This window comes from Terasakiella pusilla DSM 6293 (assembly GCF_000688235.1).
GTDB lineage: Bacteria > Pseudomonadota > Alphaproteobacteria > Rhodospirillales > Terasakiellaceae > Terasakiella > Terasakiella pusilla.
The window spans coordinates 56,841-63,543 of sequence record NZ_JHYO01000023.1; the positions used below are offsets into that span (position 1 = coordinate 56,841).

The 6,703-nt window shown below is 53.0% G+C and carries 1 protein-coding gene; it reads right to left on the reverse strand.

What is annotated here, in order from left to right; genetic code table 11:
• Positions 1–34: 34 nt before the first annotated feature.
• Positions 35–6,685, reverse strand: coding sequence for a hypothetical protein (locus tag Q397_RS25215; protein WP_205618836.1), 6,651 nt, complete (start codon positions 6,683–6,685; stop codon positions 35–37).
• Positions 6,686–6,703 lie beyond the last annotated feature (18 nt).

A 6,703-nucleotide genomic window follows, 5' to 3' on the forward strand; every position in this document is an offset into this window, starting at 1 on the left:
TTGATCGGAGCAGGCTTTTTTCGTGACAGTTTGATTAGAACGAAATTTTATCCAGATCAGAGAACTCAAGGATTTCTCCATTCTCAAACTCGATCTTACCACTCGCATCGCCATCAAAGATGATGTTGTGGGCATCTGTATTGAGTTCGTTCACAGCACCATGATCCAACGACACAATGCCGGACAGGTCGCTATCGCTTGCAGACGTCACGGTCATCGTGCCGTCCTCTTCGATATTAAACAACCAATCTCCATCTTCGCCCGCACTGCCGCGCAGATACAGGATATCCTCACCGCCGCCGCCATTGATGCTGTCAACGTCGCCAAAGTTGATGATGAACTGTTCATCCTGCGTGCCACCGGTCATGGTCACGCCGTTTACGCCCCACTGGACGCCCGCCATCGCATCCGAGCTGAGTTGAGCCCCCGCATCGGAAATGGTGGTCGTCGTGTCTAGTGTCCCACTTGCCCCGCCTTCATCATAAGCCGTGATCGTAAAGGTACGCTCGCCACTTTCAAACTGTCCGGTGGAGTTGGTAAAGACGACTTTTTCTGCCAAGGAGGCATAGGTATCATGATCTGCATTCCCTTGGAAGGTCAGGGTCGAGGTGGATTGGTCATAGGATACGGAAATATCCAGACCATCCAGCATCAAGCTGCCATTCGCCCCCAGTGAAATATCGATCCCATATAAGCCAAGGCTATCGCCCAGCTCCACACCATTGCTGATCTGGATCGTCATGCCGGATAGTTCCGTTCCATCCGTATCATTGATGCCCAGTTGCAGGCCTGCTTCCGCCGCATCCGGTATAATCGTGATGGGTTCCGCCACCAGACCGGACAGCCCTTGATCCTGATTGGCAAGCGTCAGCTCCGGTGCATCATTCACCGCTTCGACGTTGACATCCAGCACACCGTTTGTTGAAGCCGTTGTGCCGTTTTCTTCACTCCGGGCTTCCACATTCAGCTGGAAAGAACCGTTATAGTTTTCCGGCGGAATCACATACAAGTCAGCGAGCTGATCCGCATCAATCACCCATTGGTTCATGGCATTTACTGAGATCGTGACCCCGTTTGACACAAAAGTCGTGCCCTCCGGTGCCCCGGTCAGGATAACCTGAAGGGTTTCTGAACCGTCCGTATCCACAAGGCTGGACGTAATATCCAGCGCAATGCCACCAGCTTGATCTTCCGCACCAACAGCATGGAAGCCATCTAGCGCATCCGTTAAATCCCCGATCGCAAGATTTGGCGCATCCGCCACCCCTGTGACCGTAACGATAAAGTCTTCCTTCAAGCTGTGAGCCACACTGTCGCCGTCAACCGAAGTTGCAACCGCATTCATGGTATAGGCACCGGACGCATGCGCTGCGGCCACAAACGAGATCCCCGCCCCCACTTGTGCGGCGGTGAAATACCACGCACTGGAAGACGACCCGCTTGCCGCCGGCACCGGCTCGTTGTTCGCATCCAGAATAGGACGCCCATCAGCATCAACTTCAACACGGATACCGACAGGATTGCCGTTACCGTCCGTAAAGCTTGCCCCCTCCGGCACGTCAGAGACCGTGACATACATAGTCTCACTGGTATCGCCGATCTGCTCATTCAGAACCAGCGCAATTTCGCTATCTTCCGCCCCACTGGCAGCCGAAGGATCGATATCCGGCGTGTCAGCAACCCCGATTACATTCACCTGGAAGCTGGTCGTACTTTCTGCAACAGACGTCGTCCCATTTTCAATGCTATAGGCTTTGAGGTTCAGGTCCATGGTCCCACTAAAGTCACGTGGGGGAAGGATATAGACGTTTTTAACTTCGCCCGTATCAAAGTCGATGTTGCTCTTTTTAATCGTCCATGTGCCATCATCATTGTTGGTCGCCCCATACACGAACGAACCTGGTGGAACGTCGGTTAACAAGACAGCCATTTTCTCGGACGCATATTCCCCAACCATATCCGGGTTAAAGGCATTCAGGTCCAACAAAATCGCTGAGTCTTCATAACCGCTTGCGTCTTGCGCATCCAACTGCGCCTGATCGGCGACCGCTTCAATATCAACGGAAATGGACCCCGTGACCGTTTTCGGCGCCCCCGTCTGATCCTGAAACTCTGTTTCGATTTTCAGGTTGATATTACCATCAAAATTAGCCGGTGCTTTCAGGCTCAGCCCATCGATATCAATGGATCCTTTGCCATCAATACTATCAACGCTCAGCGTATATTTACCGTCTGCATCCGGGGTCAGTTCAACCCCGTTCAGATACAGGCTTGCGTCGTTTGGAAGATCGGAAATCGTGATCTCGTTGCTGGTCATCCCTTCGGAGAAATCACTATCAAGTTGTGACAGTGTTAAATCCAGATCGATCAGACCGCCATCTTCCAACAGGTTGCTGCCCGCAGCCGCCCCGCCGCTAAAGCTGCCGCCATCAGTCACGGGCGAGACATCCGCAATCACGATATTTGCGCTATCCGACGATGTTGCGACACCATCTTCCACGCTGACCACGACCACATCGGCTTTCAACTCACCTGAAAAATCCTTCGGCGGGTTAATTGTAATATTACCGCGTTCGTCGTAAGGGACGACCCAGCTCCCATCAACAGAGTTGTAATAGGCCCCACTGATCGACGCGCCGCTTGGCAGGTTTGTAATCACGATTGCAGAAGGCGTTGCCCCCGGCTCGTTCACCGTCATGGTCAGGTCGGTCAGGTTAAAGCCCTGATCTTCCGGCGTTGTGATGTTGGAAGAAACAGAAGGCGCCTGCGGTGTACCGCCGGACGGATCACCCGTACCATCCCCCCAGCCGGGCTCGCCCCCACTGCCGCCACCGCTGGCAGGATAGGTCACATCAACCGTGATCGGGTCCATATAATGGGTATCAGATCCGCCATCGGGGTCCGTATCCACCACAATCGCACGGACTTTCAAACTTGCCGTCCCATGATAATCCGAACTAAAGGACAATGTGCTCAGATCCGCATCACCCGGAACAACCCACATGCCGTTGCCAATGCTAAAGCCCATATTCAACGTGGCACCATTTGGCACGTTTTCGACAACAAGATACGCTTGTTCGCTCCCGTCCGTATCGGTATAGGCCACATTCAAGCCCAATGAGGTTGTGGACCCGGGCGTCCCCGTCACCGTATCATGGGCACTAAAGGTCGCCAGCGGATCGGCATCAGCTTCAATACGTACCTTGGACGCGACATCGCGCGTTGCGGTTGACCCGTCGATATCTTCCGACACAACCTTCATGGAGATCGGAATATCCTTCGACCAATGGGCAGGCACCCCTTCAAGGATCACACCCGAAAGCTTACCCGTTGTCGCATTATAGCCAGCGGTTGAGCTGTCCACATCAATCACAAGATCATCGCTACCGACCGTAATGTCATAGGTTTGACCGTTATAAATCAGCTTCAATTCCGTCCCGGCAGGAAGGCCGCTCTCATCCACATTGATGACAATCTGGGTGATCTTCTCCGGACTTTCTGTCGTCAGGTCGCTTGGTTTTGCTGTGATATTCAGCTCAATCGCCGCCGTATCTTCGATCACGCTCGCGCCAATGGAAGCTATCGGCTGATCCGCTTCTGCTTCGATCTGCAACTGAACTTTACGGGTCGTGGCGCTGACATCACCGTCATTTTCCGTAGAAATAAACTTGACGGTCACTTCTTTTGTGCCCGCAAAGTCCTTGGATGTCTTCATCCGGACCTGATCCAGATATTCCGACTGAACAGACCATTTACCGTTGCCGATGTAGGACATGTAATCTTCACTACCTGGCGCCATGTAAATCGACAGCCCCGCGGGCACGTCGGAGATCACGACAGACAGGCTTTCCGATCCATCCGTATCTTTGGAGGCATAGGACTCCAGATTTGGATCAATCTCCATATCTTCATCGCCGCTAATCACGATCGGTCCTGTCCCCACATTCGGCGTGTCGGCAACACCGATCACATCCACATGCAAGGTTGAAGTGGCTTCTTCAAAGTCCCCGTTGCTGCCCTCTGTAGAACGCGCACGGACCTTGATATCAAAATCTTCGTTGGAATCTTCTGGTGGGCGGACATAAAGGTCAGTCCAGCTGCCATTTTCAAAGTGCCAGTAATCACCGTTGGCATCCGCCACCACGTTGCCATTGGCATCCAAGGAGACACGTTGACCAACCGGATCACCCGCTGCGTTAAAGAACTGCGCCCCGTTCGGTACGTTTTCCAACAGAACACTTAGTGTTTCTGATCCATCCGTATCGGTGCCCAAGGCGGGTCGAACTTCCAACTCGATATTGGTGTCTTCCAGCCCCAGTGCGTTTTTCGTGATAACGCTTGGCGTATCGGCATCGGCAACCACCTTGACCGTAAATTCCTGCGTCGAGGTTGCTTCTTTGGTTTTAACCTGCCAGCCACTGCCGCTTTCTTGCGACGTGACGCTGAACTTCATGGTCACACCCGTATCTGTGTGATGATCCGCCGGCGGGCGCACCACAACCTGATCCAACTTGGTGCCATCCAGATCCCAATAGGACCCTTTGTCACTGGCTTTGGTAAAGTTACCGCTATCATCCAAATAGCCGACTTCCCAGCCATCTTCCACATCATAAAGGCGGAATTTGGTCAAGCTCTCCGACCCATCCGTATCGACAAGCTGCGCATCCAGCCCAAGGTCGATATAGGTATCTTCCGTGCCGGTAATCACGCCGTTTACGTCAGCTTCATTGACCTGAACGTTCGGCGCATCAGCAACTGCACGTACGGAAATTTTACCATTGCTTGTGGTATCGCGCGTTTCTCCGGTCGCAATCTCTTGCGTGGTCACGGTGATTTTCAGGTTAATATTATTAGCGTTATGTTCTTCAGGGAAGAAATACAGATCAGTTAAACGATATTCCCCTGTAGTGCCTGTCGGTGTCAGGCTTGAAGACGGGAATTCCCAGCTATAGGTTCCATCCCCATTGTCCGTCGGAGTCAGGACAACGCCATTCAGCTTCAATTGCCCGGCGAGCATATCCGCGTCACTTGTGGTAATGACCACATTGCCCGTCAATTCTTCCGACCCGTCGGTATCAACCAGCGTAATTTTCGGCTGATAGCGAATACCACCGCTTTGATCTTCCAAACCGCTGGCGTTGCCGCTGATTTTGCTGCCATCCGTCTCCGGCGTGATAACAAGGGTTAAGGTTTCGCTATCACTGATTGCTACACCTTCGCGGCTTTGGCCGGTACCATCCAACGCGCTATCATCGACGTTGGCATCATCCTCCGTTGATACAGCCTGGATATCAAAGTGGATCGCATTCGCGCTGCCATTTGCACTGGACCAGTTTTCAGCCCCCCCCACATAGACTTTGCCGTCCAGAATATCCTGCGCACTGACCGTCCAGTACCCTTCCGGCGGCAGGTCCACCAATTCAGAGTCTGAAATATTGCCGTCACTGGAAATTGCAAGGCGTGTCCCACTTTCCTGCGGGGTAATGCGGAAGGTCAGGCTTTCAGATCCATCTTGGCTGGTCGCTTGATCCGCTGACCCACCCTCCGTCAAATCACCGTCCACCGCAAATTCGCCATTCACAACCGTGCGCAGGTTAAAGAACTGATCTTCCGTAATGGTTTGCGGATCTTCAACCACATTGACAGTTGGCATATCCGCATCCCCAAACACCTGAACGTCAACGTTCTTGTTGGTGGTTGTGGTTTTTTTGGCGACATCATCGCCATCGGATTGTTCCTGCGTGGTCACCGATACTTTGAGCGTGAAGTTATCGTTGCTATCATCAACTGGCTTGATCTTCAGATCATTCAAGTCGCTGAGTTCAAGGCGCCATTGTCCTGTTGGTTGCCCTGCCCCATCCAGCACCTGCGTCCCATTGTTCAGGATCACGCCATCCGGCACACCAGACACGACAATGCTGGTGATGCTCTCCGACCCATCGGTATCCTGCAGGGAAATGTTCAGGTCAAAGTCGATCCAGTGATCTTCCACCCCGACTGCTGTCCCTGAAATATTGGCTTTATCTGCAATCGCCAGAACATCCACATGCACAGACGTGACTTTTTCAGATGTATCCGGCGCGACCGGATCCCCCAGCGGCGTATCACTGGCCGTGCCCGCATCCACATCCGTTACCACGGCCCGCAGGTTGAAGTTGAAATCTTCTTCACTATGTTTGTGGGTTGCAGGATTCCAACGGACTTCGATATTGTCCACATTGCCGGAAATATCATAGCGACCATCAACCTTGGGCACTAATCCACCGCCAACGTAACGCACCTCAACGCCATCGGGCAAGTCTTCGATATAAACCGCAAGGCTTTCGGTTCCGTCAGCTGCGTTCACTTCAGCCGTCAGATCCAGCTTGATCCACTGATCTTCCCCACCGCTGGCAGACCCGCCAACCGTCGGATCAACAATCCCCACATCCACATGAATGGTCTCAGGGCCACTCAAGGCCTTGTCACTATTCATGCTTTCTGTCGTTTCGCTATAGACGCGCAGGTCAAAGTCATCACTGACATTGTTGGGGGAGCGAACCTGTAAACCATCAAGGTCGTCCTTATCCATCACCCACGTGCCGGCAGGCAAGACCGTACCGTCATCCAGCGTGACCGGAGCGGTCAGTTTTTCCCCGGCGCTAAAGGTCACGCCGTCCGGTGCATCAGCGATATAGACTTTCAAGGATTCAGAGCCATCGGC